This window comes from Pontibacter harenae (genome assembly GCF_020907245.1).
GTDB lineage: Bacteria > Bacteroidota > Bacteroidia > Cytophagales > Hymenobacteraceae > Pontibacter > Pontibacter harenae.
Map to the genome: position 1 here is coordinate 24,121 of NZ_JAJJWH010000005.1, position 26,220 is coordinate 50,340.

The window sequence follows — 26,220 nt, forward strand, 5'->3', positions numbered from 1 at the left end:
ACACTCCCTGAACGCTCAAACAGTGTAGCGTCCGAACGTGCACCTAGCAAGGCAACCTTATTTTCTCGAAGTATATGAGCTTGTTCCTGTTATTACTGATGTGCTGTGATGTTCTGGAGTGAAGGGGTTACTTTGTAGGACCTAATTAAGTATCACTTCCTGTTGTCATCCCCATGCATCATGCTGAGGTAGCTTTCATAGCGCGTAAGAGAAATATCGTTGTGGCGAACTGCCTCTACTACAGCGCAGCCAGGCTCGTTAAAGTGGGTGCAGTTATTAAAGCGGCACTGGTTAAGCCGTTCGCGCATCTCTGGAAAATAATGGCTCAGCTCTGTTTTCGGGATATCCACAATGCCCAGTTCTTTTATACCCGGCGTATCAATAATGTAGGTGTCTTCGTCTACAGAGAACATTTCTGCAAACGTAGTGGTATGCACACCTTTATCGGAGAAAGCAGATATTTCGGAGGTTTTAAGCGCGAGGTCTGGTACTATTAAATTAATCAAAGTAGATTTACCAACACCTGAATGCCCCGAGAACAGGGTGGTTTTGCCTTTCAGCAATTGTTTTACTTCTTCCATACCTTCACCGCTAACGGCAGAAACCGTTAAGCTGCTGTAGCCGATTTGCTCATACATGTAGCTGATCTGGCGTTGGTAGTCACGCATTTCATCATCGTACAAGTCGGTTTTATTGTAGATGAGCGTCGTTGGAATGTCGTATGCCTCAGCCGTTACTAAAAAACGGTCGATAAAGCCAAATGAAGTTCGTGGAGACACTAGTGTAACTACTAGCAGTGCCTGGTCTAGGTTGGCGGCAATAATATGAGAATAAGCTGTTTTATGTGTCGATTGGCGGATAATATAATTTTCGCGCTTCTCAATTTTGTGTATAACGGCAGTGTCTTCTCCAGTATCTTCTACATCAAATTCTACTCGGTCGCCAACAGCCAAGGGGTTGCTTACTTTCTTGCCCTCTAGCTTGAACTTACCGCGTAAGCGCGCACGGTGCAGTGTTCCTGCCTCGTCACGAACGAGGTACCAAGATCCCGTCGATTTTACAACTACTCCTTTCATGCAAGCGGTATAAAGTGTAGTTTGGGTGATTTACCCAAAACCACAAATAAGATTATAGTTTAACTGTTTGGTAGCAGGCGCTTTAAATCGGCTATAATTTTAGCGGTGGCACCTGCCTGCTTTTGTACGTAATGTTTTTCTGTGTTGGTTATGTTGCGGTGCAGTTCAGGGTTTTGCAATACGCGTTCGAATGCTGTCAGCATTGCTGCTGCGCCGTCTACAGGGAAGGCACAACCATTCTCTACAAGATCTTTCGCCTCCTGAAACTTCTCATAACTTGGGCCAAAAAATAGTGGCAAGCCAAATACGGCTGCTTCTAATGTATTGTGCAAGCCTTTGCCAAATGCTCCGCCTACATAAGCAAAAGTGCCGTAGCTATACAGCGACGACAGCATGCCGATGTTATCAATCACAAGCACATTATAAGTTGCCGCATCTTCTAAAGTAGCCTTCGAAAAACGAATAGTACTGTTGCCTAGTTCTTGCACCAGGCTTTGGATGCTGCTTTCTTGTATCTCGTGCGGAGCAATAATAAACTTCAGTTGCGACTTGTACTTCTGAATGAGTGGCATCAGCACTTCTATATCGGCGGGCCAGCTGCTACCCACCATAAATACCTGCTGCTGTTGCACAAAAGCCTCTACTAAAGGTATGCGCTTTACGCTGGCAGCTGTCTGTAGTACTCTATCGAAACGGGTATCACCCGCCACAGTTGTGTTGCTGATGCCTATACTTTGTAACAGCAGAGCAGAGCTGTTGTTTTGGGTGTAAATGTGGGTGAACCGACGCAGTATATTTCTGTTAAAGCCGCCGTAAGGTTTAAAATAAACCTGGTGGGGGCGGAAAATAGCCGATATAGAAAGCGTAGAAATCTGACGTTGCTGCAGCGCCTGCAGATAGTAGTGCCAGAATTCGTACTTCACAAAAAACGCCACCTTAGGCTGTACTATGTCCAGAAATTGCTGGGCATTTGCAGCACTATCGAGCGGGAGGTAAAAGATATACTCTGCCCCGTTGTAGTTTTTGCGCACCTCGTAGCCAGAAGGGGAGAAGAAGGTGACTAGTATTTTGTAGTTCGGAAAGGCTTCTCGAAAAGCCTCAATTACAGGTCTGCCCTGTTCAAACTCACCCAACGAGGCACAATGGAACCACGCTACTGGCGCTTGATTAGTATGAAAAGCCTTTTGTAGCCGATCAAACTGCTGCTCCCGCCCCGCACGCATTTGCTTTGCCTTCTGGTTAAAAGGTGCTGCCAGCGCCAAGGCTGCTTCGTAAGCTTTCAAGCCGATATCGTACAGAAGTTTTGGCAAAAAGAGTAGCGCTTTAGTTTGTGGTACAAATATACGGCATTGAAATTTGCCAACGGAGCTTTAGTTGAAAAGCAATGTGGCTTTTGCTGCTTGAGCCTTTTTTATACTTGAGGATAAGCTGGTTGTGGCGCTTGCGAAGCTGTGGATATTTGGTATATTGGGTAAGATATCTGTAAAGAATATTCAGTCATCAGAATTTGAAATAATCTATTGAAGTTAAACTCATTAAACAACATATGAAAACAGCATACACCTTTTTTATCTGCTGCTTGCTGGCGGCGATACAGGCACAAGGGCAGTCTTATCTAGCGCAGCATGCCAAATGTTCTGAATCGTTCAAAGATGCTGCAATTGCAACCCCAAACCAGGCTGCTGAATTTAATGCTTGTATGGAAGGTGCGGATGCTCCTGATTTTAAAGTTACGACCCTAAGCGGAGAGGAACTGGAGTTGTCTAAGCTGAGAGGTAAGGTAGTGGTTTTAAACTTTTGGTCTACTACGTGCAAACCCTGCATAGAGGAAATGCCTGCATTGAATGAACTGGTAAAAGCATACAGCGAGAAAGATGTTGTTTTCCTTTCATTGGCACCAGAGAACGCAGCAACTTTGAAGAAATTCTTCAAACGGTTTCCCTTCGATTATACTCCAGCAGCAAACACAGACAATATAAAATCTGAAGTATTTAAGCTACAAAGTGTGGTGCCGTATTCTGTTATTATTGATAAGCAGGGAAAGATAAAGAAGATGTGGTTTGGAGCCTTTCCTGAACGGGGGAAGGTTTTTAACCTGTACACTCCTCTAATTGATGCGTGTTTAGCCAAAAACTAAAGCTTATCAGATATAAAGAATGAGAAGAGTTGTCGTCCTGCTGTTTCTTTTAACCAACCTTGTAAAATTAGCAAGCGGACAAGCTACAGCTGTGTTTGACAATAAGCTGTATACGGAAAGGCTTGCCTTATGCGATCTTACATCAAAGTTCATCGGTACTGATAAAGACTTTAACTATCACCATTTTGGCCCTTCATTTTATAGTGTCTCAACTTACGGAAATAGAGGCGGGCTTTATGGTAGATGGGCTTTCGTGGTAAGGAATGATAGCCTAAACCAAATTAGCTTCACATCCCTGGATTTACCCATCACTGCTGAGGCCTATGATGAACTTGCCAAACAAACAGAGGATTTAATTGAAATTTTCACGGCAAAATATGGCCAGCCAGCAAAGGCAACTTCAACTAAAAAGAATGCTTATCAAAAAGATAAAAAGCCTATGGTTGGAGCCATCAATAAAGCAATGTGGCTTATTGACGGGCAAAAACTAAAAGTAGAGTTTTTTGTGGATGGAGAGCACGGAGATTATCATTACACGTTGCGTATACTTAGATTTGAAGACTATTATAGCAACATGAAACTACCTGCCTGGTGGGATGGGTATTAAACAAGCTGCTTATCCACTTATTAGTATAAAATATCATCAACCATAGCGATGCTGCAACTAACCAGAACAGATTCTAAAAACGAGGACTTTATTAGCCTTGTGCGTTTGCTGGATGCTGACCTCAGCGAGAGGGACGGCGAAGACCATGCGTTTTATGCGCAGTTTAATAAAATTGACGCCATCAATACTGCCATTGTAGCTTACCAGGATGGTGTGCCTGTGGGCTGCGGGGCTGTGAAGAAGTATAGCGATGAGACAGGTGAAGTGAAAAGAATGTATGTTCAGCCAGCGTATCGTGGACAGGGAGTTGCTACAGCCGTTTTGAAGGAACTGGAGTTGTGGGCTGCGGAGTTAGGTTATGCACACTTGATTTTGGAGACAGGAAAAGCACAGCCTGAAGCCATTGCGCTTTACACGAAGTGTGACTACCAAACGATACCGAACTATGGGCAGTACGAAGGGGTGGAGAACAGTGTGTGTATGCAGAAGCTACTGCCAGTAAGTACAAGCAGTGCTGTATAATGTATTCGAGCTGGTTCAAGATTAACCAAAACGGCTTCAGCATTAGGAAACTAATAACGATTAATAACAGAAAAGCCCCTGCCAAAGCAGGGGCTTTTCTGTTATGCTATAAACAGGTGCTGCTTAGTGGCTGCCTCTGTTTGCAAGGTAGTTAGATACGCCTTCTTTAGTAGCTTGCATAGCTTCTTTACCTTCTTCCCAGTTTGCAGGGCAAACTTCACCTTTTTCTTCGAAGTACTGCAGGGCATCTACCATACGTAATGCTTCGTCGATGCTACGGCCAAGTGGAAGGTCGTTGATAACCTGGTGACGTACTACACCTTCTTTGTCGATTAGGAACAAGCCGCGGTAAGCAACTGGCTCGCCAACGAAAGTTACTTCACCTTCTTCAGTGTACTCATAGTGGCCAGCCAACACATCGTAGTTCTGAGCGATAGTTTTAGCAGCGTCAGCTACAAGTGGGTAAGTTACACCCTGAATACCACCTTGGTCTTGTGGTGTGTTTAACCATGCAAAGTGCGTAACGTGTGTATCTGTTGAAACACCCACTACAGCTACATTCTTACGCTCAAAATCAGCTAATCTGTCCTGGAACGCTAAGATCTCAGTTGGGCACACAAACGTGAAGTCCATTGGCCAGAAGAACAACACTACGTGCTGCTTGCCAAGGTATTGCTCTAATGAAAAGTTTTCTTCAAATTCTTCGCCGTTTACAACAGCTGTAGCCTTAAATGAAGGCGCTTTTTTACCTACTAATACTGCCATTTTCAATAGTTATTAAGTTAGAAAATCTATTTTAATTTACTGGTTTAATACTTATTTGTTTGTCTGGTTCAACCTTATTGCCCGTCAACTGCACTGCAAAGCTCTTAATCTCGAAGTTCTCCACGTTACGCTTACTAAAGAAATCCTGCAGGAGCTGCTCTAGTTCAGCATCTTCGTAATCAATGATTTCTTTGGTGTTGCTGCAGTAAATGTGGCTGTGCGACACTGTGTTTGCGTCGTAACGTTTGCCGCCCTCCTCAGAAAGTACGCGTCTTATAAGTGCAGCCTCTACAAAGCTATCAAGCGTTTTATATACGGTGCCTAAAGAGATACTTGGGTTGGCTGGCTTTAAAAGCTGAAAGACATCTTCTGCCGTAGGATGGTGACCATGCAAAGCCTCTAATGCTTCGAATATAACAATGCGCTGATGGGTAGCCTTCAGGCCTCCATCAATGATGCACTGCTTTAATCCTGCTCTATTTAAACTTTGCTGTTCCAACTAATCCTAAATAAGAATTTTTCTTCACTGAGAATTTATGCTGCAAAGGTAAGGCTTAAGTACAGACAGTGCAAGGGCTTTAAGGTAATACAAAAAAGTTGATCTAAATTCGGGTACAAAGACACCAAGTATTATGCTACTGCTTAAGCTTTTCTGAATTGGAGAGACAGTAAAAGAAATTTGATGTAGAAAAAGTTACAGTGTCTAACGGGAGACCTACTTTGCCTGTGAAAATGCTTTGCTGAAATGAGTAATAACGGTGTTGTTTTTCAGTTAGGAAGTTCTCTTTTGGTTACATAGAAGAGGCCTCGCTGTAGGTGTCTTCTTTTACCATCTGAAAGTACAGCTGCTGAAGTTGAATACTATCTTTCAAGTCAGGTTGAAAATTCTGTGCTTTGGTATAAGGCTGGCTACTGGCATGCAGTACAGGTTCAGGTGTGCGAAGTAATACACCAATAAACAGCATTACAAACAGAGTGGATAGCTTTAGAAGGAATTTTGAGTCTACTTTTTCTGCAGTTTGCATGGCCATAATTTGCACTACTTTTTAGATGGAAGAATGGTTTTGCGTAATGCCTTTATACGCTGCAAAGATATTTAATACTTTTAATATATCAAGTATTTCTATAATTAAACAATTTGTTTTCTCCTGTTGTAGCGTTTTAAAGTTTATTTGCAGACAAAATGTAGCGTACTGCGCGTGCGCTGCTCTAATAATACTTCTTTGCCTTCCATAGCCTTTTGGGTACTTAAAGTTTCATAGTTTTTGATGGTGTACAAGCGAAGTCCTGTGTTATAATGAATCACAAACAGGTCTTGTAGTGTTTGTATAAGCTTTTGGAGGTGCTCTTGGTGCAGGTCTATACAGATGGAGAATGAGATGGCAGAATTTTGCATCAGGTTTATTTTTATACGAAGTTCGGACAAGGCGTTAAATATAGTGCCCATGTTTCTCTCCGACACAAAAGCAAAGTCTTTGGCTCCAAATGAAATAAGGCATTGGTTTTCTTTTATAATGTATGCTGGCGCAATTTTATCGTTTGTGCAGTCGCAAATTTTGGTACCAGCGCCTGCAGGGTTTATAAAGGATTTTACGTAAAGCGGAATCAGTTTATTTGCCAGCGGCTTTATCGTCTTTGGGTGAATAACAGAGGCACCGTAATAAGCCATCTCCACCGTTTCCTGGTAAGAAATTTGGTCGTAGCGAATAGTATCGCTAAAGTGTTTCGGGTCTGCGTTGAGTAAGCCATCCACATCTTTCCATATATACATGCTTTCTGCATCAAGACAATGTGCAAAAATAGCAGCGCTATAGTCTGAGCCTTCTCGCCCGAGGGTGGTGGTTAAGCCATTGTTCGTGCCTCCTAAAAACCCTTGTGTTACGATTGGCCGCTGTGCAAGTAGGCTAGGTAAGTCGCGCTTTATAATGCGTTCGGTCCAGACCCAATCTACCCTGGCTTCTCGCCAGGTGGTATCTGTTTGTATGTACTTGCGGCTATCTACCCAAGTGTTTGGTAGCCCTTGTGTTTGCAGAAAGTGGTGCAGTATAGTGGATGAGAAAAGCTCACCAAAACTGACTACCTGGTCATAAAGCAAGTCATAGGAAACGTCTGTCAAGAAACTCTGCAACAGGTGCTGTAGCTTTGAGAAGAGTTGCTCAAGTTCCTCGTATACAGGATGGCTCTGTTGCGGAAATAGCTCCTGTACTATTTCTTGGTGATAGGTGTAACTGTTTTGTAAATCTGTTCTGTAGTCGCTTTTGCTGTAAGCTAGCTCCAGTACTTGTTCCAGCGCATTGGTTGTTTTGCCCATTGCCGACACTACCAGTAGCAGTTGGTCGGATGCACTATGTTCTTTCACAATCTTATAAAGATTATGAAACGCCTGAGCATCTTTAACAGAAGCGCCACCAAATTTAAATACTTTCATTTTTTTGTTATATAACTTCTGAAAAGATTTGTTTTGTGTTAAGAAATGATTTAATTGTACAGGTGATCAATCCTTTTCAATCTCATGAATGATAATTTAGCGCTGCCAGTAGGCACCACCCTCGACAGATTTATAATGAGAAAGCAGGAAGAGTTTCCTTATGCCACAGGAGAGCTCTCGCAGTTATTACGTGATATAGCACTGGCAGGTAAAATTGTCAATCGGGAAATTAACCGCGCAGGTTTAATAGGCATTGCTGGTGCCTTTGGCCAACAGAACGTACAGGGCGAAGAGCAGCAGAAGCTAGATGTAATTGCCAATATCCGTTTTATTCGTGCGCTGCGCAACGGGGGGGAGGTATGTACTGTTGTTTCGGAAGAGGAAGACGATGTAATTCATACAGGGAATAAGAATGGCAAGTACATCGTAGCCATCGATCCGCTGGACGGATCCTCTAACATTGATGTAAATGTGGCTATAGGTACTATTTTCTCGGTATACAGGCGCGTTTCTGAAATGGGCACCGAGGGTACGTTAGAAGATTGCCTGCAAAAAGGAACACGGCAGGTAGCGGCTGGCTACCTTATCTATGGTTCATCTACTATGTTGGTATACACCACAGGCCACGGCGTAAACGGCTTTACCTATGAACCATCATTAGGCGAGTTTTTCTTGTCGCACCCAAATATTACCATCCCTAAAAACGGTAGCATTTATTCCTGTAACGAAGGCAACCTGAACAGCTTTCATGATGGCGTGAAAAACTATATTAGTCTCTGCAAGGAAAACAACTATGCTGCACGGTATATTGGTTCTTTGGTGGCAGATTTTCACCGCAACATGCTGAAAGGTGGCGTTTATATTTATCCTGCAACAGCTAAGGCGCCAAATGGTAAACTCCGCCTGATTTATGAGTGTAATGCCCTGGCCTTTATAGTAGAGCAGGCTGGCGGAAAGGCTTCAGATGGCAGTAAGAGAATAATGGATTTGGAGCCCACAGAGCTACACCAGCGGTGCCCGCTCGTTATTGGTTCTTCTGAAATGGTAGCGAAAGTAGAAGAATACTTAAAAGCGGAAGTAGGCATAAATTCTTTCTCTGTTTAGTTATTGCTGTACCTAAAGCGGATTTGTGCCTTCTGTAGCTCTCTTTTTATGATGAGGCGGGTGATACGTTCGGCAATAACTTCCTCTGAGTTAGCTGTTAACGCTTCCTTTACTTTACGCTCATCTACGTCTACACGGTATAGTATGTGAAGCAGGCGTGGTAAATCATGTTGTAAGAGGTGGTGTACAACATCAGATAATTGATACAGCAACTCTTCCAGGCTTTTAGTGTGGCGCACTTCTACATTAAATATCTTCTGTAGATGGTTAGATGCACTCGATAGTAGGGCTGGTGTATACTGCATAATCTTAATTTTGTATTGCCAGGATAACAAGGTATAAAGTACACAACCCGACAGTAACCCAACTTTTGGCCTACTGTCGGGTTGTGTACTTTATAGATAACTCAAGTCGAGGCTTACACAGTTTTGAAATGCTTCAGGATTTTGAAGGCGCAAAAACTAAGTATTTCAAAAACCTTGACTGAGCCTTTCTTTTTATTCTGCGTTGTCTTCCTTCGTTTCTTCTGCTGCGTCGTCGGCACTAGCTTCTGATGTTCCTTCGGTAAAACCAACGTGCTTGTTTACAATGGTGTACCAGTTAGCCAATTTTTTCATGTCAGACACATAAACACGGTCCTCGTCAAAATCTGGCAGCACATCTCTCATAAATTCTTTGTACTCATCGTTGCTTGGCTTCTCACTCAGGGGCAGGTCGTCGCCGTACTTCTGATGAATCATATCGAACACTTCGGCAAGCGGAACAGTTGCTTCTTCGTCGGTGGTGTAAATAGAGATTTCGTCTAGAAGCGACATACGATGACGCGCCTGTGCCACAATGCGCTGCGGATCGTCAGAAAGGCTTTCTACGATAACTCCAGTACGTGTAGGCTTTACTACTTTGTAAAGTCCGTTCATGCCAGAAATGGCAGCAACTTGTCTTAAATCAATAGGCATAATAAAGTATAAGCTGTGTTTGATATTATTTAAAATAAGGCGGACGACAGGTGTTAAGGCTTAACCTGAGCGTTCACACTGTCTATAAAGTTAAGTATCTCGTCTCTTCCTGTTCGGCCTACAGCCGATGTCTGGAATATCTGCGGCAATTCGTCCCATGACTCTTTTAACTTACGTCGGTACATGGCTATAGTTGAGTCTGTTTTGGCAGCCGACTGCTTGTCCGTTTTAGTGAAAACCAGTACAAAAGGAATGCCCATCTCACCTAACATCTGAATAAAATCAAGATCGGGCTGTAGGGGTTCGTGCCTAGAGTCGATTAGTATAAAGACACAGGTCAAGTTCTCGCGCTTCAGAAAATAAGCTCTGATCATTTTGCGCCAGTCTTCTCTCGATTTCTTACTTACCTTGGCATAGCCATAGCCAGGCAAATCGACCAGGTACCACGCATCGTTTATCAGGAAGTGGTTAATGAGCTGTGTTTTTCCTGGCGAAGACGAAGTTTTAGCCAGGTTTTTTTGCTCCGTAAGCATGTTAATGAGCGAAGATTTGCCCACATTTGAGCGTCCGATAAAAGCATATTCAGGTTTATCGGGTGCAGGGCACTTCTCCACGAGCGTGTTGCTCATCAAAAACTTAGCTTCTTTTATAACCATAGCATGTTACCTGTTGTGCCGCATGCAGATTAAAACTAATTTTAGATGCGGACTTGAATTTTTTTGATCCAAAAAGCTTTACGTAAGCCTTGGTTCCTCAAAGTTACCACATATTTTCTAAACTACGGGGCAGGAGTGATTAAGTATAACGGCATGTTAGCTGTATGAGTATATTTTTTAGCAGTAAGCTTGGCGCCAGATTGGGCGCAACGGCTGTCTTATTGATGTTATTTTGTAGTGCCATTACAATAGATGGTGCAAACAGCCGCTTACTAAAGAAGGCTAAAAAAGCCATGGAGCAAGATGATTTTGCCATAGCAGTAGTTCTTTTATCAGAAGTACTGGATCAAACCCCATCAAACCTAAACGCTACCTTTAATTTAGGATACTGCTACCTGGAATTGCATCAGCCCGAAAAAGCCAAGCTATATTTACAACAAGTGTACCTGCAGAACCCGATGCTAGATGAGCAGTTGGGTTTTTATCTGGCAGAAGCACATCAGCAAAATTATGAGTTTAACGAAGCGCGTGCGTTGTACCAGCAAGAACTGGCGAGGGTGCCTAAGTTAAATCAGTTTTACATTAGCCTGCTGCGTAAGCGCATGGAAGAGTGCAGAGCTGGTGTGATCTTAATGTCTGAGCCCGCTGTCGCTGATATTCATAATGCAGGTGAAGCTATAAATTCGTCGTTTTCAGATTATGTGCCCGTGCTGCTAGGCCAGGATTCAGTTTTGCTTTTTACTTCAAAGCGCCCGTCAGCTAAGAATTCTAAAGTAGGTGAAGAGCAAGTATGGGTATCGAAGTGGGAGCCAGGGGGCTGGCAGTTGTCTTCGCTGTTTTACACTGAAAAAAGCAGTTTGAAAAATCATGCCGTGGTGTCTGCTTCACCAAGTGGGAGAGAGCTTTTTCTGTATGCAGCAGAAGGTGGCGGCAAGCTTTATCGTGCCTTTATAGAGGGGGCGGGTAGTTGGGCAAAGCCAGAACTATTAGGTAATCCCTTCAACCTTGGTTCAAAAGAGTTGTCGGTGCATGTGACGGATGATGGACGCTTTGCCTTTTTTTCAAGCGATAGGGTTGGCGGTTATGGCGGCATGGACCTTTACATGTGCTACAAACAAGCAGACGGTACATGGAGTGAGGCGCTAAATTTAGGCCCTTCCGTAAATACAGAATTCGATGAGGATGCTGCTTTCGTGGATACTAAGACAAACACCCTTTACTTCAGCTCGACAGGTCACAACAGTATTGGCGGGTACGATATTTTTAAATCTACCATAGAAGGAGCCACTTGGACACAAGCTGAAAATTTAGGGTTACCTATCAACTCTCCTTTCGATGATATTTACTTTGTGCTGGCCCATGACCGATCCACAGCCTACTTTTCTTCAGACAGAACGGGAGGATTTGGTGCAAAAGATGTTTATGTTGCACAGTAGCGTAAGTAAAACCATTTTAATACAAAATATACTGACGCTGAGACGCCTAATAGTATAGGACCTTTTTTCTGAAAAATAAAAAATACCTGAATAATATCACATGTTAACATTATAATATTAATATATTTGCCAATTCTTTCGTAATGCAGTTCTTGTTAGTTGGCGGTTGAGCAGAGGTACACCTGCTACGAAATGAAACTCTTGGTGCTTTAGATTAACCTAAGGCCCAAAATCAAGTAAAAGAGCTATTCAACATATATACTGAATATAATAATATTCGTATAGAGGCAAAGCCTGCGTACTTTGATGGCTTATTTTTACTATGACTAAAGAGTACAACTAACAATTTACATATGAACCATTTAGCCAAACAGTTCTCAAAGTTGTTATTATTGTTGGCAATAGTAGGATTTTGTGCTACTGAAGCATCTGCTCAGAGCACCAGAAAACTATTGCGTAGCGGTAATAAATTCTTTGATAGAGAAAATTATCGTGCTGCCATTCCTTTTTACGAGCAGGTGCTGGCAAACGATCCTGCCAATGCGAAAGCATTATATTTTGCAGGTATCAGTTACATGACTTTCGATAAAGAGAAAGCCGCTGATTACATCTATCGTGCCCGCGAAGCAAAGCCAAACCTTGATAGTGAAATGCAGTATTGGATGGGACGCATAGACCATATAAATTATCGTTTCGATAGTGCCATTAAAAATTTCCAGGCTTATCAGAAAGAGATTCCTAGAAGAAATGAGGAACGCCGTGAAGAAGTAGCTATGCTGATACAACATGCCCGTAACGCGAAGCGTGAGGTGGCAAATCCGAAGGATGTTTTTGTTAACAACCTTGGAGGTAGTATTAACACAGCATACTCAGAACATAGCCCTGTTATTTCTTCTCAAGATAATTACCTGCTTTTTACATCAAGAAGCGCTGGCTCTGGTAAAAAAGAAGCGCGTGATGGCGAGTACTTTGAAGATATTTATGAAGCTACAAGAACAGGAGAAGAAGAGTGGACACAGCCTAAGTCTCTTGCAGGAGTATTAGAAAGTGGCGGCCATGATGCTTCTATTCAGCTTTTTGATAACGACTCTAAAATGCTGCTGTATCGTTCTGTAAACAACGGAGATATCATGGTGTCTGAACGTAATGCCGAAGGTAACTGGACAGCGCCAAAAAGTATCAGCGACAGAATCAATACACGTGATTTCGAATCTGATGCCTACATTACACCAGATAACCAAACGATATTCTTCTCAACCAGCCATTACTCTGAGTATGGCGACCTAGATATTTATGTAGCTCGTCGCCAAGCAAACGGGGAATGGGGTACTCCAAGAAGCATCGGTTCTACCATCAATACAAGATACGACGATGACAGCCCTTACCTTGCCAGCGACGGTACTTTGTACTTTAGCTCCAGAGGCCACAACACCATGGGCGGTTATGATATTTTTATGGCGAAATACGACTCTGTTGCCAGACGTTGGAGTCGACCTGTAAACATGGGCTCTCCTATAAACACGCCAGACGATGATACTTATTACCGTTTAAGCCCAGATGGAAGCTATGCTTACCTTTCTTCTTACAGAATTGGTGGCTACGGAGAAAAGGATATCTATACCATCAACTACATCAGGCAAGCTGGAGTAGCTGGCCAGTTGTTCTCACAATTAGATAGCCTTGCTATACCAGGAGTAGAATTGATCTTCAACTCTACGCAGGCAGACAAGCGTCCTGTATCTTATCGTGATGTAACAAAGCCAGGATCTGCAGATTATCAAGTGAATGTGCTTTCTGGGCGTACCTACCAGGTGCAGTTCTCCAAAGACAACAAAGTAATCGCTACGCAGCAGCTTGAGGTGCCTACAGTACTTAACGATACCACTACGATCACGCAAAACTTTTACATCGATTATGTAGATTCAGCTAGTGTTGCCCGTGTTGCTCAAATGAGAAATATCTATTTTGATACTGACCAGCACAACCTGCGCCCAGAGACTATTGCAGAGTTGGATAGCATTGCGCAGATCATGAAGGCTAACCCAGGTATCAACATCAGCATTGAAGGCCACGCCGATTCTCGTGCAACGGATGAGTATAACATCCAGCTTGGCCAGAGCAGAGCAGATGCTGCTTATGACTACCTGGTAAAGCAGGGCATTTCGCCTAGACGCATGGTAACAGTAAGCTACGGTGAGCGCAGACCAGCAGTGCCGAACACTTCTGCCGAGAACATGCAACTGAACAGGAGAACAGAATTCAAGGTGCTTCCAAGACAGCAGGAGAACATGAACTCTGATCAGCAGTAAAAGAAAAGAAGCAGTACTGGTTGCTTCTTAAGCTATAGCTGAAAGCGGGCTGGGTATCTTACCTAGCCCGCTTTTTTTTTATATATTCGAAACATTAGCTGTGGTTTGTGGTTTAGGAACCGTAATTTTGCCAGCGATTTACATTAAAAAGACTCATGGCGGTAGTACCTTATAAAGACCAGAACGGGGATAAGAAGTCGCAGGTAGCGCAGATGTTTAACAACATTGCAGGGAACTATGATTTCCTTAATCATTTCCTGAGCGCTGGTATAGACATTATCTGGAGAAAAAAAGCTGTTAGCCTGCTGGCGCCAGAAAAGCCAAAGAAGGTGCTGGATATAGCTACGGGTACTGCAGATTTTGCCATAGAGACACTACGTTTAAAACCTGAAAAAATAACTGGCGTAGACATCTCGGAAGGTATGCTGGCTGTTGGTCGGGATAAAATCGCGAAAAAGGGGCTTTCGGATAAAATTGAGCTCGTTTTAGGAGATTCAGAAAACCTGCCATTCGAGGACAACTCTTTTGATGCCATTACAGTTGCTTTTGGTGTTAGGAACTTTGAGAACCTGAGCAAAGGCCTTTCTGAAATGAATCGTGTGCTGAAGCCTGGTGGAACAGCCGTGATATTGGAGTTCTCTAAGCCGCGCAGTTTCCCGATGAAACACCTGTATCAATTTTATTTCAAGAATATACTACCATTGGTAGGTAGATTCGTTTCTAAAGACCGCGCCGCCTACACATACCTTCCAGAGTCGGTGCAGGCATTTCCTGACGGAAATGATTTTCTTACAATTTTTAAAAACGTTGGATTCAAAGAGACGAAATGGCATTCACTCACTTTTGGAATAAGCTCTATTTACATAGGCAAAAAATAACTTCCCTTTTTGTTTTGCTCTTTCTGTTTATGGCAGGAAGCAGTGCGCTTGCACAGAAACGTGTAGCACAGTTGAATAAGCCTAACTACGATGAAAGGCCTGTTCATTATGGATTCTATCTGGCACTGCCACTAACAAGGTATAACATTGAGCATTCACAAGAGTATGCGGATCAGTTAGCTGATCCTGATTTACCACATATGTCTGTGAATGCAAGAACGTCTCCTGGCTTTTATACAGGGCTTGTACTTAATGTGCGCCTTGCGCAGTACCTTGATGCCCGTTTTGTGCCAGGTGTAGGCTTTTACGGCCGCTCTATAGAGTATAAGAATGCCCTGCAAGACGATGGCTCTCGTGGAGACGCAACGCAGACCATCAGCTCTACCATGGTAGAACTACCCCTCCTGCTAAAGTATAAGGCCAAGCGGCGCACCAACTTCCGTATGTATATGGTAGGCGGTTTAAAACCAGGTATAGACTTGAGCAGCAGAAAAAACCAAAGAGAGGGCGAAACCTTGCGAGCAGAGAAGTTCGACTTGGCTGTGGAATACGGAGTGGGGGTAGATATCTTTTATCCGTTCTTTAAATTTGCCCCAGAGTTGCGCTTTTCGCATGGCCTGCTGAACCAGCATATCCTGGACGATAACATCTACAGCACCAGTTTGCAGCGCATGACAAACCATAATGTATCATTAATCCTCTTCTTCGAATAAATTTATAGGATGCCTAAAATAGCGTTAGTAACAGGAGCAACTTCAGGTATAGGCAAGGCAACAGCCATAGCATTGGCCAAAGCAGGTTACGCTATAATTGCCACTGGCCGCAGAGCTGAACGTCTGGAGGAACTTAAACAGCAAATAAAAGAAGTACCAGTTTATAATTTGCAGTTTGATGTTCGGGATAAAGAAGCGGTGAAGCAAGCCATTGCCTCTTTGCCTGATGAATGGAAGCAAGTAGAGGTGTTGGTAAATAATGCTGGTAACGCCCATGGTCTATCGCCGATTCAGGATGGCTCTCTTGAAGATTGGGATGCGATGCTGGATATTAACGTGAAAGGTTTATTGTATGTAAGCCATGAGGTGTTGCCGCTTATGCAGAAGCATCAGAAAGGGCATATCATTAATATCGGCTCTATTGCTGGTAAAGAAGTATATGCTAATGGAAATGTATACTGCGCCTCTAAACATGCTGTGGATGCCATTTCTAAAGCTATGCGTATAGACCTGGTGCAGCAAGGTATAAAGGTGTCGGAGGTGAATCCTGGCATGGTAGAGACAGAGTTTTCTGAAGTTCGTTTTAAAGGCGATACAGAGCGTGCAGCAGCAGTCTACAATGGCTTTGAGCCTCTAAAAGCAGAAGACATTGCTGATCTGATCTCATTCATTGTAACACGCCCAGCCCACGTCAACCTGGCGGAAGTGTTGATTTTGCCTACAGCCCAGGCTTCGGCTACTGTGGTAAACAAGCAATCTTAGATAAAGACTTTCATAACCCCTCTGCTTTTACCTCGTACCTAAAATAGAAGGTTTGCTATAATGCAAGCGTATTTTTAACGAAAAAGAACAGAGCTATGAAAAATAAGGATAAACCAACTCCAGATACGAACTCCCAGCCTATGCCAGAGGAGTATTCAAACACTGCTAACCATAAGGGTGCTATAGATTTAGGTACAGATGGTACTAAAGCGACAGCCTCTCAGCAGCAGGGTCAGGGTGCCTGGGCCTCTAAAGACCATGAAAACACTGGCGACCGTAACGGCAGTAGGAAAAGCAGTGGCGGCCAGGGTGGTAACAGCAAAACTGGTGAGTAATTAAAATTTATAAACAATTAAAAGCGGGGATGGACATTATGTCCATCCCCGCTTTTGGTTTAAACGGTAGCTGTTCCTATGGAGCTGTAGCTAGCGTTTTCATACAGTAGAGCATTAATCCAGATAGTAACGGAGTAGCCAGCCTTGGGCATCAAATTCTTTGGCTCGCAAGTCATCGTCTATGTCAACGGAGACTGATTTTGTAACATCGTATGTGTTGCGATATTGGGTGTCGTTTATCTTCACACGTTTGCCAGCTTTTTTGTTTTCTTCGGCTATTGTATAGGTGTCTTCGCCTGCGCCACCCCATAGCAGGATCTTTATTTTAGGCTTCACGGAGCCAGTTACTATAAAATGGTCATCGCCGCCGAGCCCATACAGCTGAATCTTATCCGTTACTCTGGCAGAGTAAACTTTGTCAGACAGGAGAAGGCGTTCTTCACCTTCTTTTGAAATTTTATACTTTCGTACGCGCACCTCTTCTCGCGAGAGTACCTCTATCAGGAATTTTTCATGTTTATCGGAGCCTACCACATAAACCTTATCCGACAGTTCGTTGTAGTAATCTTTTGCTACTCTGTTAAGCTGATCTCTCCTCGACTTAAGTTTAGCTATGATGGGGCCTGCTGATAACTTGTAAATAGTATCAGGCATGGACCGAAAAGCTTTTTCAATGACCTCGTCTGTAAGTTCGTGCTTTACACTGTCGGCAATTTCCTGCCATTCTGAGAACTCCAAATCTCCAAGTATAATCTCATCCAGGTTTCTGCCGCTTCGGTTTAAGTCTTTTACATCGGTGAGGTTATGCCTGTAGGTATGATACTGACTTTTGAAGCCTAACTTCATGAAAAGCCATGGTATAGGAGCATCATTGAGCTTATAATAAACATTGTCGCGGTCGCGAGGCACTGGTTTATAGGTGAGGCCTTTTTCTTTCTCAAACTTTGCCCAGCGCCAGTTGTCTTCGTGGCGGCTCCAGTCTCCGATGAGCATATCGAACAGACGGGCGCGTAAGAACATGCGTTCATCTATTCCGTTATCATTGTGTGCCAGCCGATGCTCTAGCATTGAGCGAGTGCTTTTTACATCTGGTGCATATCCCATTCTCGGGTTGTCAGACTGGTCGCCATTAGGCCTTCGTTCCAGAATTGCGAGCATGCCGCCAATATTCTTTTCAAACTCTCCTAGCCTGGCATCGTGCGGTACATACACCAACTCTGGTACTACGTGGTAAATACCGATAGCTTCTGCCATGCCATGAATGGTAAGTGCAGCGTAAGGATGTGTGGCAGATGTGGCATCTCTTACAATGTCAGCAATATAACTTTGCTGTAGCCACTCAGGCAAAGAGGAGGCAGGTTCTTTATCAACAGATCGCAATACATACTCGGTGCCTGTAGAATCTTCGAGGCGAAGGTTAATAGTTTGTCTGCTGCCACCTTGTTTAATTGGTGAAAGTCCACCCTTAGCTGTGCCTATATCCAGTACATTCACTTCAACGGGAGTGGTCCAGGTGGGGCGGTAATGTTTGCCGTAGAAGAACGTGTGCAGCTTGCTACGATTATAATGTGTGCCAGCGGCTATTACTATGGTACTATCGGCATAGTTTGGTGTAGTGGCTATGGTGGTTGTGGGCGGCGGAACCTGCTGTACAGTGTGCACAAAGCTTTTACTGCAGCCGAACAAAATAATACAGCACGGCAGGAGTAAAAGCTTTATGAATGTTTTTATGTTAACAACAGTAGGCATCCAGGTTTTATCTGTAAGACATTGAAATTTTCTTTTGAGGAATGATCGTGCAGGAAGCAGGTATATCAGAAGCCTTCGCGATCAAAAGCATGCACGCGCACATCGTGCGTACGTTTGTCTTTGGTATCGGGACCTGCTTTTAGTTCTGTCCCGTTTATTGTGTCGTATACCCAGGTTTTCTTACCCCAACCCCTTACGCGTGATTCGTCTTTTATTTCATCTTCTCCACGACCTCCATAAATCTTTATTTTTATGCCTTTTTTTACATTACCACTAATTTCAAACTTATCGTCTCCTGCTAAGCCGTGCAGCGTGATCAGGTCTGTTTCGGAGCGGAAAAAAGTACGGTGATAAACTACTTTGTCGTCGGATTTTCGGCGTACCGTTACTTCTGTTTCTTCATCGTTCAAGCGCTTTACCTCAAACGCTTCTTCCTGCTCAGTACCTACTACCAATACTTCCTTGGCCAATATTTCATAAAACTCAGCGGCAGCTTCGCGAAGGTGATTGCGGCGGTTAATAAGTTTTCGCTTTGTGGTCTCGCCAACCAATTTGTAAACAGAATCTGGGTACTGAGATACAGCTTCTTCTATTACTTCGTCTGTAATTACTTTTTGAAGTTCCTGGGCCAGAGAGTCAAACTGATGACGCGTCAGTTCAGATAGTGCACGTTTGTCAATAAATTCTGAATTGATGGTAAGTGCAAACACGTCGTTGAACTCATCATCGAAAGACTCAAACTTACGGATGGCCCAGTTGCGGCTAAATATCCAAGGAATAATGCCATCCTGGAACCTATAAAAGGCGTTGTCACGATCTTTGGGAATGGGACGGTAAACACGTTCGCCATTCTCAAGGTTGTACTGCGCCCATTCCCACTGCCCCTCATGGCGGTCCCAGTCATGAATAAGTATATCTAAGAGGCGCGCCTTTCCGAAAGCCAGTTGGTCTATAAACACATCATCTCTGGAGTAGCGGTTGTTCAGGACAGTTCCAGAACCATCTATGTCAACAGCATCTCCCATAAGTGGAGTTATCGTGTTCTCGTCGTTCAGTTTCTCTTCAAGTAAATACACGCGGTCGCTGTATTCTTCTTTGTACTCACCCAGGTTGCTGTCGTTTGGCGGCAGATATACTATTCTTGGAGAAGAGTGTGGTATGCTAGCTGCTCTGGCTAAAGGCGGTACAGCAAGGGCCGCATAAGGGTTTATAGCCGATATCTGATCGCGGATTACGTTTACAACAAAAGTCTTTTGCCAAAACTTAGGCAATATGCCTTTGGGATCTTTATCGAGTGAGCGCAATGCATAGGTAAAGTTATCTTTGTCGATAAGGGTGAGGCTGTTGGTTTGCTGGCCTCCTCCTTGTTTCTCGATGCTAAGCCCGCCGTGTACCTTGGCTATATCTAGTACAGGCACGGTGACAGGAGCATCCCAGAGTGGGCGGTGATGCTGGCCCCAGAAAAGGCGGTGTATGAACCCTCGCTTGTAATGCGCTCCTGCTTTTACAGTCACACTGTCAACTGTTTTGGGTGCAGTTAGAAGCTGTTGATAAACGGCATTATCAACGACAGGAGTTTTAGCAAAAAAGTTTTTTCTGGCACAGCCAGTGGAAAGTATAATTAATAACCATAATTGTATTTTCCAAAGGTTTTTCTTCATATAGGTCAAGTCATTCGAATATGACCTTATCTAACGTAAAACAGCTATAATGTTTTCATAGTGGGTGCCACTATATATTTAGTAAGGGTTTGTAACAGCAACGTAGGATAGAATTATTACAGTAATTAAGCCCAGTGCTTTTCTAATTACTGTTGCAGAGTTAATTATACACATTCAAAAGGTCAAGCTCGAGAATTATTCCGTAATTTATTTTAATACAACTTTTTAGAATAAGGAATAACTATTTTTTTATTTGTGTTCAGGCATGTTTATTAGCCTTCGTTACTATGTGGTAATCGAAGTAATTTCTAAATTTCAAGAATTTCTTTTCAAAAAGATGATAACTGATAAGGCAAACTACCAGGGTAATTGTGGTAAGTATTAGTGTTGTTAAATATCCTGCTGCAACTCGAGGAAAGTACTCCTGTAGGTGGAACTGCAAAGATTCTTTTCCGAGTATAAAAATTGGCCAGTGATATATGTAAAGGCCAAAGGAGTATTTGCCAAGGAAGCGAAACAATTGAATGTGCGTTAGCTTCTGCAGTAGATTGTGAGGGTGCCCTGACAAAACCACTATCAAAGTACTACTAAAAAATACAGCGATAACAGTATAGCCGCCAATGACTAAATATGGGTTTAAGTAATAAAATCCTCCAAGTACAATACAAATTACGATCTATGCTCCCGAGGCATACAAGAACGGAACTGCCCATTTATGTAGCGTCATGGGATTCGACCTTAACATTACGGCTGTGATACTTCCTAAACATAACGCGTCCATACGCGAGAAGAGTAACACATAATAGCCAATATTGTTGTTAAGGAATAAACCTGCTCTGACAACAATAGCAACAACTACTGCAGTGAAAAGAAATATTAGCAGTTTCTTTTGCTGAAATAGAGACACAATTAAGGGAAGCACTAGGTAAAACTGCTCTTCCACAGCAACAGACCACAGATGATTTAGTTGGTTTGTGCCTGAAGGAAAAGATTTTAGTGTTGTAGTTAGAAAGTTTTGAAAAAAGAAAAAGTAACTGTAATGAGGAAGCGGAGTGCCAAAAGTTAAACTATAAATGATGGCACAAGTTAAGAGTAAGTAATAGAGTGGTAATATTCGCAGTGCCCTTTTGATGAAGAATGATTTAAAGTATATAGGAGAACCCTTTGTTTCTATGAGAATACCAGTAAGTAAAAAACCAGACAGCACAAAAAAAAGATCAACCCCTACCCAACCTATCGGAAAATAGCTACTACAGTGATAAATAAGAACAGAAGCAATGGCTAGCCCTCTCAATCCATCTAGAGCAAGTATCTTTGAAGTAGAGTCTGGAGTTGGTAGTTCAAGTTTTGGAAATAAGGCTTCCTTTAATTTAAACATAAAAAAGGCTTCAATAATATGCTGAGTTAAGTTGTTACAAGAATAGCAATTTCGCATAAATAATAGTCATCAACTTGGCACAACATCTTGCTTTTTTCCCAAAAATAAAATGGTAGGCACGGCAGTTTCATATAAATAAAACGGCCAGCTGTATTTAACAGCTGGCCGTTTTATTTATATGAATTAACGCTTAATCCTTAGTCAGCTCTCGACATGCGGTTACGCTCGTTCTCGTCGAGGTAAATCTTACGCATACGGATGCTTTTTGGCGTTACTTCAAGAAGTTCGTCCTTTTGGATGTATTCCATGGCTTCTTCCAGAGAGAAGTTTTTAGCAGGAGCGATTTTCACGTTGTTATCAGAGCCAGAAGCACGCATGTTTGTTAGCTTCTTACCCTTCTGAATGTTTACTGTAATATCGTTCTGACGGCTGTGCTCTCCAATTACCTGGCCCATGTATACTTCTACACCTGGATCTACGAAGAACACACCACGATCCTGCAGCTTATCAATAGAATAAGCAGTACCAGCACCTGTCTCCATAGAGATGATAGAACCATTGTTACGGCCTGGGATGTTGCCTTTAAATGGCTCATAAGCCATAAAACGGTGGTTCATGATAGCCTCACCAGCTGTAGCAGTCAATACGTTGTTACGCAGACCAATCAAACCACGTGCTGGAATGTTAAACTCCAGGTGCTGAAGGTCGCCTTTCGGCTCCATGATTGTAAGCTCGCCTTTACGCTGCGTTACCAATTCAATTACTTTACCAGCAGTTTCTTCTGGCACGTCCACTACCATGTGCTCAATTGGCTCATGACGAACGCCATCAATTTCTTTGAAAATTACCTGAGGCTGGCCAACTTGTAGCTCATAACCCTCACGACGCATTGTTTCTATCAATACTGACAAGTGTAGGATACCACGACCAAACACAAGGAAAGTATCTTCACGGTCTGTTTCCTGCACACGCAGTGCAAGGTTTTTCTCAGTCTCTTTGTATAAACGATCGCGCAGGTGGCGTGATGTCACAAACTTACCCTCTTTACCGAAGAAAGGAGAGTTGTTGATTGTGAACAACATGTTCATCGTCGGCTCATCGATAGAGATACGAGCTAATGGCTCAGGGTTCTCAGCATCAGCTATTGTATCGCCAATGTCAAAGCCCTCTATACCTGTTACCGCACAAATTTCACCTGCTGATACTTCAGAAACACTCTTTCTGCCAAGGCCTTCGAAAATCTGGATCTCACCGATTTTACCTTTCTTGATACTGCCGTCTGCTTTGCACAAGCTAATTGGCATACCTTCTTTTAGGGTACCACGGTGCACGCGTCCGATAGCGATACGACCTACGAAAGAAGAATAGTCAAGAGAAGTAATCTGCATTTGCGGAGTACCTTCACGGAACGGTGCAGGAGGAATCACTTCGATAATGGCATCAAGCAGTGGCGTGATGTTATCTGTTGGCTGCTGCCAATCAGTGCTCATCCAGCCGTTTTTAGAAGAACCATACAGCGTTACAAAGTCAAGCTGCTCTTCAGATGCCTCTAGGTTAAACATCAGGTCAAATACCTGCTCGTGTACCTCGTCTGGACGGCAGTTTTCTTTATCTACTTTGTTTACAACAACAATAGGCTTTAGGCCCAGCTGAATAGCCTTACCTAATACAAAGCGAGTCTGAGGCATGGCACCTTCAAAAGCATCTACAAGAAGTAGTACGCCGTCGGCCATTTTCAGTACACGCTCCACCTCACCACCAAAGTCGGCGTGGCCAGGAGTATCGATGATGTTGATTTTAACGTCTTTGTAACGAACCGACACGTTCTTAGAAACGATCGTGATACCACGTTCGCGCTCCAGGTCGTTGTTGTCCAGGATTAGGTCGTCAAACTGCTGGTGCTCAGCAAACAGCTTAGAAGCGTGGATGATCTTGTCCACGAGCGTTGTCTTGCCGTGGTCTACGTGTGCGATGATCGCGATATTTCGAATATTTTGCATTGAATTGGTTTTTCGAGCCGCAAAGGTACTAAAAAGGCTTTATATATTTAAGTAGTTTGCTCGAAATAAACAGGTTATGATATTATTAAGTTCTTTTAAGCCAACTTATTGAGACTGTGGCTTGTGGGGAAAACATAAAAAGGCTGCTGTTTGGTTCTTTATAATGGCATTATTTTTAAGCAACACTATTTTAATGACGCTACATAAGCGGAAATATGCCTTCTTTTCAGGAATACGAAACATAAATCAGCTTCGTTTGTTGTTCGGTTTTGTCTGCACATCAGCGTGCTGCATATTTTTTGTTGATACTGATTTTGTGAACGGTTTTGTAAATCAGTGCAAAGACAGTATAATTAGTTTTTCTTTTAGCAAAGGATAGCTTTAGCCAATTAGGCAGGTTAAATATTAGTTGCCTAACATGTCTAAAGCGACTATTTACTTACCTTATTATGAATCATAGAATAGAAGCGCTTCAACACGCGCTTAAAGAGCATCGGCAGCGTTTGCTGAAGCACAACATTTACCAATCGTTAGAGACACTGGATGACTTGAAAGTGTTTATGGAGCACCATGTGTTTGCTGTTTGGGATTTTATGAGCCTGCTGAAAGCACTGCAGCGTGAACTTACTTGTGTAACGTTGCCGTGGGTGCCTAAAGGCAGCGCTGTTACACGCCGACTGATAAACGAGATTGTGCTGGAAGAGGAAACAGATGTAGACCAGGAGGGGCAGCCAGTTAGCCATTTCGAGCTTTACCTGCAGGCCATGAGCGAAGCAGGTGCCGATAAGTATAAAATTAGCGAGCTGCTAGAATATGTGCAGGAGGGCAAGAGTGTGGGTGCTGTCTTGGATCTGACGCAGGTGGACCAATCGGTGAAAGAATTTGTACACAACACTTTCCGCATTATAAATGAAGGTCAGGCACATGCCATTGCTGCTGCCTTTACTTTTGGCCGCGAAGACCTTATTCCTGATATGTTCCGCCACCTGATTGCTGATCTAAACGAACGTTTCCCTGGAAAGCTGGACACTTTTATCTATTACCTGGACCGCCATGTGCAGCTAGATGAGGAGGTGCATACGCCGCTTGCGCTGCAAATGGTGGACGAACTCTGTGGCGATGATGATGAGAAGTGGCAGGAGGCTCTAGATGCAGCAAAAGTTTGTATCGAGCAGCGCATTAAACTGTGGGATGGTATTCGTAGTCTGCTCCCTTCAGAAGCTTAGTTATTTGTGATTCTTCAATTATTGTTCGCTGTAGTCATTTCATATTTTGGAAAGTTCTCTGCTAGTGCTTTTAGTTTACCGAGGCTCTAGCCTTAGTGTAAAGATTAAGCTTAACTTACAAAGCATGAATCGTCTTTATAAGAGCGACAAGGAAACGAAAAACGGACAACTATCAACGAATAGCGAATCTCTGCCGTATCTTTTATCCTAAACCTATAATGATAAAACTATGGAAGAATTACATTCAGAAGCAGATAACATAGAATTCTTAGCACAAAGCATTCTTCATGCCTTCAAAGACATGGAAGTGCAGGAAGGGCAGGTGCTGCAGTATAGCCAGCTGTACCCATACCTGCAGGAGCATTATCCGAAGTATAAAGACGTACAGAAAGAGGCTGAGCATCACTTGTCTAAATCTGCACTTATCAATCCTGCACCAGATGGCCTTATGCTGACGCAAGTAGGGGCGAGAAGAATATATGAGGGGAAATAAGTAACATTTACCTAGAAGATAAGAGGCGGTAGACAAATAAAGTCTGCCGCCTCTTATCTTTTGTAGTAAGATGAGACTAGCAGTATTAAAAGCTTTCTTTTGCTTTAGCTAAATTATACTTTTCTACCGTATACTAATGTATAATGTCTCTATACAGAGGGAAGATATAACGGAAGAAAGGTGAAACATGGAGAAGTACTTTAAATATATACTTGTTATTTTACTAGGAGGAGCGATAGGATGCACATCGCTTTCTGAGGGGCTGGACGATAGTTTGGCAGAGCGCCCACTGGCAAATGAAAGAGTTAGATATGCTGGAAATCCCAATGCTAGCTTAAGAGAGCGAATGAATGAGCAGGCAAGCGAAATAAACCGCAAACGGAACATTGAGCAGTTCGACCAGAATAAACCTGCCATGACACCTCCCAGGCTCCGACCGCAGCGGCTGCCTTCTGCACCCATAGATTCTACCAGACATAATGTGCAGTGGCCAATTCTTTATAACATTGAGCCCATAAGAGTGGGGCCTGTGCAATAGGAGTAACAGGCAATAGTTGAAAGCAAAAGGCGTAGCTTTATACTTAGAGCCACGCCTTTTGCATATTATATCGGAGCATTGTCAATCTTTATCATCGGCGTCTACCACCTCTAAATCTCCTTCGCCCTGATGCAGTTCATCGGGCTCCAGGTTCACGGTCACTTCATTTTCGGGCGGAGTCATTTCAGATTCTCTGTCTGCACTTTTAGGTGCAGTTCTCCCGCTCAACTCCTGATCTTTGCCTTCCTTACCCAACTTGTCGGTGTTGTCTCTTTTCGTGTCTGAATTATCTCTGTTCTGCATGTCTAGGATGATTTATAGTTGATGTATTGTCTACTCGGTGTTTGTGTCACAACTTATACTTTTAGGTATCAAACATTGCTAAACTTTCGTCTTAACTTAACAGTTGCTGTTTCTTTTACGGGGCAAAAGCATAAAAGGGAGCGCTTTATTTCTGCTTTTTATCTGATAGCCTTGGCGGTGGCGGCGCA

Annotated in this window: 27 protein-coding genes; 13 read left to right on the forward strand and 14 right to left on the reverse strand. The window is 43.1% G+C overall.

The features are described from left to right. Positions 1–152: 152 nt before the first annotated feature. Together rsgA and LN893_RS04105 are read right to left on the reverse strand one after the other, a co-directional pair. Entirely contained in the window at positions 153–1,076 is a 924-nt protein-coding gene (rsgA, locus tag LN893_RS04100) for a ribosome small subunit-dependent GTPase A (protein ID WP_229968530.1), read from the reverse strand. A gap of 59 nt (positions 1,077–1,135) precedes the next feature. Next, entirely contained in the window at positions 1,136–2,386 is a 1,251-nt protein-coding gene (locus LN893_RS04105; protein WP_229968531.1) for a 3-deoxy-D-manno-octulosonic acid transferase, read from the reverse strand. A 236-nt stretch (positions 2,387–2,622) separates the two neighbouring features. On the opposite strand from LN893_RS04105, the gene LN893_RS04110 reads away from it, so the two are divergent. Genes LN893_RS04110 through LN893_RS04120 form a run of 3 tightly spaced genes read left to right on the forward strand, consistent with a single transcriptional unit; the run spans position 2,623 to position 4,342 of the window. After that, entirely contained in the window at positions 2,623–3,213 is a 591-nt protein-coding gene (locus tag LN893_RS04110; RefSeq protein ID WP_229968532.1) for a TlpA family protein disulfide reductase, read from the forward strand. A 19-nt stretch (positions 3,214–3,232) separates the two neighbouring features. Further along, positions 3,233–3,820: a hypothetical protein gene (locus LN893_RS04115; protein WP_229968533.1), complete on the forward strand. Its 588-nt coding sequence runs from the start codon at positions 3,233–3,235 to the stop codon at positions 3,818–3,820. 48 nt (positions 3,821–3,868) lie between these two features. Continuing rightward, entirely contained in the window at positions 3,869–4,342 is a 474-nt protein-coding gene (locus LN893_RS04120) for a GNAT family N-acetyltransferase (protein WP_229968534.1), read from the forward strand. Positions 4,343–4,465: 123 nt separating this feature from the next. Here the strand turns inward: LN893_RS04120 and LN893_RS04125 are convergent, their stop codons facing one another. The 4 genes from LN893_RS04125 to LN893_RS04140 all read right to left on the reverse strand — a co-directional run bounded on the left by LN893_RS04125 (position 4,466) and on the right by LN893_RS04140 (position 7,535). Further along, on the reverse strand, positions 4,466–5,107 hold the full coding sequence (locus LN893_RS04125; RefSeq protein ID WP_229968535.1) for a peroxiredoxin: 642 nt from the start codon (positions 5,105–5,107) through the stop codon (positions 4,466–4,468). Between the two features lie 31 nt (positions 5,108–5,138). Beyond that, a complete protein-coding gene (locus tag LN893_RS04130; protein WP_229968536.1) occupies positions 5,139–5,606 on the reverse strand; it encodes a Fur family transcriptional regulator in 468 nt (155 codons plus the stop codon). Positions 5,607–5,898: 292 nt separating this feature from the next. Next, positions 5,899–6,132: a hypothetical protein gene (locus tag LN893_RS04135; RefSeq protein ID WP_229968537.1), complete on the reverse strand. Its 234-nt coding sequence runs from the start codon at positions 6,130–6,132 to the stop codon at positions 5,899–5,901. A 143-nt stretch (positions 6,133–6,275) separates the two neighbouring features. Further along, a complete protein-coding gene (locus LN893_RS04140) occupies positions 6,276–7,535 on the reverse strand; it encodes an aspartate kinase (RefSeq protein ID WP_229968538.1) in 1,260 nt (419 codons plus the stop codon). 84 nt (positions 7,536–7,619) lie between these two features. Here LN893_RS04140 and fbp point away from each other — a divergent pair, with 84 nt between their 5' ends. Next, positions 7,620–8,639: a class 1 fructose-bisphosphatase gene (gene fbp / locus LN893_RS04145; RefSeq protein ID WP_229968539.1), complete on the forward strand. Its 1,020-nt coding sequence runs from the start codon at positions 7,620–7,622 to the stop codon at positions 8,637–8,639. On the opposite strand, the gene LN893_RS04150 is transcribed toward fbp, so the two are convergent. From LN893_RS04150 to yihA, 3 genes are all read right to left on the reverse strand, one after another. Beyond that, the gene (locus LN893_RS04150) at positions 8,636–8,944 is read right to left on the reverse strand and encodes a hypothetical protein (protein WP_229968540.1); all 309 of its coding nucleotides are present in this window, start codon (positions 8,942–8,944) and stop codon (positions 8,636–8,638) included. The genes fbp and LN893_RS04150 overlap by 4 nt on opposite strands. 192 nt (positions 8,945–9,136) lie before the next feature. Beyond that, the gene (locus LN893_RS04155; RefSeq protein WP_229968541.1) at positions 9,137–9,595 is read right to left on the reverse strand and encodes a DUF5606 family protein; all 459 of its coding nucleotides are present in this window, start codon (positions 9,593–9,595) and stop codon (positions 9,137–9,139) included. Positions 9,596–9,648: 53 nt separating this feature from the next. Further along, positions 9,649–10,251, reverse strand: a complete 603-nt coding sequence (gene yihA, locus LN893_RS04160) for a ribosome biogenesis GTP-binding protein YihA/YsxC (RefSeq protein ID WP_229968542.1) — start codon at positions 10,249–10,251, stop codon at positions 9,649–9,651. A 164-nt stretch (positions 10,252–10,415) separates the two neighbouring features. On the opposite strand from yihA, the gene LN893_RS04165 reads away from it, so the two are divergent. The 6 genes from LN893_RS04165 to LN893_RS04190 all read left to right on the forward strand — a co-directional run bounded on the left by LN893_RS04165 (position 10,416) and on the right by LN893_RS04190 (position 16,684). Then, positions 10,416–11,687: a tetratricopeptide repeat protein gene (locus tag LN893_RS04165; RefSeq protein WP_229968543.1), complete on the forward strand. Its 1,272-nt coding sequence runs from the start codon at positions 10,416–10,418 to the stop codon at positions 11,685–11,687. Between the two features lie 353 nt (positions 11,688–12,040). Beyond that, positions 12,041–13,996 (forward strand): OmpA family protein, encoded by a 1,956-nt coding sequence (locus tag LN893_RS04170; RefSeq protein WP_229968544.1) that lies wholly within the window; start codon positions 12,041–12,043, stop codon positions 13,994–13,996. Between the two features lie 155 nt (positions 13,997–14,151). Further along, complete coding sequence (gene ubiE, locus LN893_RS04175; protein WP_229968545.1) at positions 14,152–14,874, forward strand: bifunctional demethylmenaquinone methyltransferase/2-methoxy-6-polyprenyl-1,4-benzoquinol methylase UbiE; 723 nt, start codon at positions 14,152–14,154, stop codon at positions 14,872–14,874. Beyond that, positions 14,823–15,587: a type IX secretion/gliding motility protein PorT/SprT gene (gene porT / locus LN893_RS04180; RefSeq protein ID WP_500797092.1), complete on the forward strand. Its 765-nt coding sequence runs from the start codon at positions 14,823–14,825 to the stop codon at positions 15,585–15,587. The genes ubiE and porT overlap by 52 nt, the downstream gene beginning before the upstream one ends. A 9-nt stretch (positions 15,588–15,596) precedes the next feature. Continuing rightward, positions 15,597–16,349, forward strand: a complete 753-nt coding sequence (locus LN893_RS04185; protein ID WP_229968547.1) for an SDR family NAD(P)-dependent oxidoreductase — start codon at positions 15,597–15,599, stop codon at positions 16,347–16,349. Between the two features lie 95 nt (positions 16,350–16,444). Next, positions 16,445–16,684, forward strand: coding sequence for a hypothetical protein (locus LN893_RS04190; protein ID WP_229968548.1), 240 nt, complete (start codon positions 16,445–16,447; stop codon positions 16,682–16,684). 114 nt (positions 16,685–16,798) lie between these two features. Here the strand turns inward: LN893_RS04190 and LN893_RS04195 are convergent, their stop codons facing one another. The 4 genes from LN893_RS04195 to typA all read right to left on the reverse strand — a co-directional run bounded on the left by LN893_RS04195 (position 16,799) and on the right by typA (position 23,472). After that, entirely contained in the window at positions 16,799–18,346 is a 1,548-nt protein-coding gene (locus LN893_RS04195) for a hypothetical protein (RefSeq protein ID WP_229968549.1), read from the reverse strand. A 152-nt stretch (positions 18,347–18,498) separates the two neighbouring features. Then, on the reverse strand, positions 18,499–20,094 hold the full coding sequence (locus LN893_RS04200; RefSeq protein WP_229968550.1) for a hypothetical protein: 1,596 nt from the start codon (positions 20,092–20,094) through the stop codon (positions 18,499–18,501). Between the two features lie 676 nt (positions 20,095–20,770). Beyond that, on the reverse strand, positions 20,771–21,472 hold the full coding sequence (locus LN893_RS04205; protein WP_229968551.1) for an acyltransferase family protein: 702 nt from the start codon (positions 21,470–21,472) through the stop codon (positions 20,771–20,773). A 197-nt stretch (positions 21,473–21,669) separates the two neighbouring features. Then, on the reverse strand, positions 21,670–23,472 hold the full coding sequence (gene typA / locus LN893_RS04210) for a translational GTPase TypA (protein WP_229968552.1): 1,803 nt from the start codon (positions 23,470–23,472) through the stop codon (positions 21,670–21,672). A 449-nt stretch (positions 23,473–23,921) separates the two neighbouring features. Here typA and LN893_RS04215 point away from each other — a divergent pair, with 449 nt between their 5' ends. The 3 genes from LN893_RS04215 (at position 23,922) to LN893_RS04225 (ending at position 25,729) form a co-directional block, all read left to right on the forward strand. Then, the gene (locus tag LN893_RS04215; protein WP_229968553.1) at positions 23,922–24,698 is read left to right on the forward strand and encodes a DUF3050 domain-containing protein; all 777 of its coding nucleotides are present in this window, start codon (positions 23,922–23,924) and stop codon (positions 24,696–24,698) included. A 229-nt stretch (positions 24,699–24,927) separates the two neighbouring features. Further along, positions 24,928–25,191 carry a hypothetical protein gene (locus tag LN893_RS04220; RefSeq protein WP_229968554.1) on the forward strand — a complete coding sequence of 88 codons (264 nt, stop codon included), beginning with the start codon at positions 24,928–24,930 and terminating at the stop codon, positions 25,189–25,191. A gap of 187 nt (positions 25,192–25,378) precedes the next feature. Further along, complete coding sequence (locus LN893_RS04225; RefSeq protein WP_229968555.1) at positions 25,379–25,729, forward strand: hypothetical protein; 351 nt, start codon at positions 25,379–25,381, stop codon at positions 25,727–25,729. 81 nt (positions 25,730–25,810) lie between these two features. Here LN893_RS04225 and LN893_RS04230 read toward each other — a convergent pair whose 3' ends face one another. Further along, positions 25,811–26,032 carry a hypothetical protein gene (locus LN893_RS04230; protein ID WP_229968556.1) on the reverse strand — a complete coding sequence of 74 codons (222 nt, stop codon included), beginning with the start codon at positions 26,030–26,032 and terminating at the stop codon, positions 25,811–25,813. Positions 26,033–26,220 lie beyond the last annotated feature (188 nt).

Bases quoted from the DNA above. Each gene is read 5' to 3' on its own strand.
- LN893_RS04120 (WP_229968534.1), top strand. From the start codon at position 3,869: ATGCTGCAACTAACCAGAACAGATTCTAAAAACGAGGACTTTATTAGC.
- LN893_RS04190 (WP_229968548.1), top strand. From the start codon at position 16,445: ATGAAAAATAAGGATAAACCAACTCCAGATACGAACTCCCAGCCTATG.
- LN893_RS04200 (WP_229968550.1), bottom strand. From the start codon at position 20,094: ATGAAGAAAAACCTTTGGAAAATACAATTATGGTTATTAATTATACTT.
- LN893_RS04215 (WP_229968553.1), top strand. From the start codon at position 23,922: ATGAATCATAGAATAGAAGCGCTTCAACACGCGCTTAAAGAGCATCGG.
- porT (WP_500797092.1), top strand. From the start codon at position 14,823: ATGGCATTCACTCACTTTTGGAATAAGCTCTATTTACATAGGCAAAAA.
- ubiE (WP_229968545.1), top strand. From the start codon at position 14,152: ATGGCGGTAGTACCTTATAAAGACCAGAACGGGGATAAGAAGTCGCAG.
- fbp (WP_229968539.1), top strand. From the start codon at position 7,620: ATGAATGATAATTTAGCGCTGCCAGTAGGCACCACCCTCGACAGATTT.
- LN893_RS04170 (WP_229968544.1), top strand. From the start codon at position 12,041: ATGAACCATTTAGCCAAACAGTTCTCAAAGTTGTTATTATTGTTGGCA.
- LN893_RS04135 (WP_229968537.1), bottom strand. From the start codon at position 6,132: ATGCAAACTGCAGAAAAAGTAGACTCAAAATTCCTTCTAAAGCTATCC.
- typA (WP_229968552.1), bottom strand. From the start codon at position 23,472: ATGCAAAATATTCGAAATATCGCGATCATCGCACACGTAGACCACGGC.
- LN893_RS04165 (WP_229968543.1), top strand. From the start codon at position 10,416: ATGAGTATATTTTTTAGCAGTAAGCTTGGCGCCAGATTGGGCGCAACG.
- LN893_RS04205 (WP_229968551.1), bottom strand. From the start codon at position 21,472: ATGTTTAAATTAAAGGAAGCCTTATTTCCAAAACTTGAACTACCAACT.
- LN893_RS04155 (WP_229968541.1), bottom strand. From the start codon at position 9,595: ATGCCTATTGATTTAAGACAAGTTGCTGCCATTTCTGGCATGAACGGA.
- LN893_RS04220 (WP_229968554.1), top strand. From the start codon at position 24,928: ATGGAAGAATTACATTCAGAAGCAGATAACATAGAATTCTTAGCACAA.
- LN893_RS04125 (WP_229968535.1), bottom strand. From the start codon at position 5,107: ATGGCAGTATTAGTAGGTAAAAAAGCGCCTTCATTTAAGGCTACAGCT.
- LN893_RS04140 (WP_229968538.1), bottom strand. From the start codon at position 7,535: ATGAAAGTATTTAAATTTGGTGGCGCTTCTGTTAAAGATGCTCAGGCG.
- LN893_RS04185 (WP_229968547.1), top strand. From the start codon at position 15,597: ATGCCTAAAATAGCGTTAGTAACAGGAGCAACTTCAGGTATAGGCAAG.
- rsgA (WP_229968530.1), bottom strand. From the start codon at position 1,076: ATGAAAGGAGTAGTTGTAAAATCGACGGGATCTTGGTACCTCGTTCGT.
- LN893_RS04110 (WP_229968532.1), top strand. From the start codon at position 2,623: ATGAAAACAGCATACACCTTTTTTATCTGCTGCTTGCTGGCGGCGATA.
- LN893_RS04230 (WP_229968556.1), bottom strand. From the start codon at position 26,032: ATGCAGAACAGAGATAATTCAGACACGAAAAGAGACAACACCGACAAG.
- LN893_RS04225 (WP_229968555.1), top strand. From the start codon at position 25,379: ATGGAGAAGTACTTTAAATATATACTTGTTATTTTACTAGGAGGAGCG.
- LN893_RS04115 (WP_229968533.1), top strand. From the start codon at position 3,233: ATGAGAAGAGTTGTCGTCCTGCTGTTTCTTTTAACCAACCTTGTAAAA.
- yihA (WP_229968542.1), bottom strand. From the start codon at position 10,251: ATGGTTATAAAAGAAGCTAAGTTTTTGATGAGCAACACGCTCGTGGAG.
- LN893_RS04150 (WP_229968540.1), bottom strand. From the start codon at position 8,944: ATGCAGTATACACCAGCCCTACTATCGAGTGCATCTAACCATCTACAG.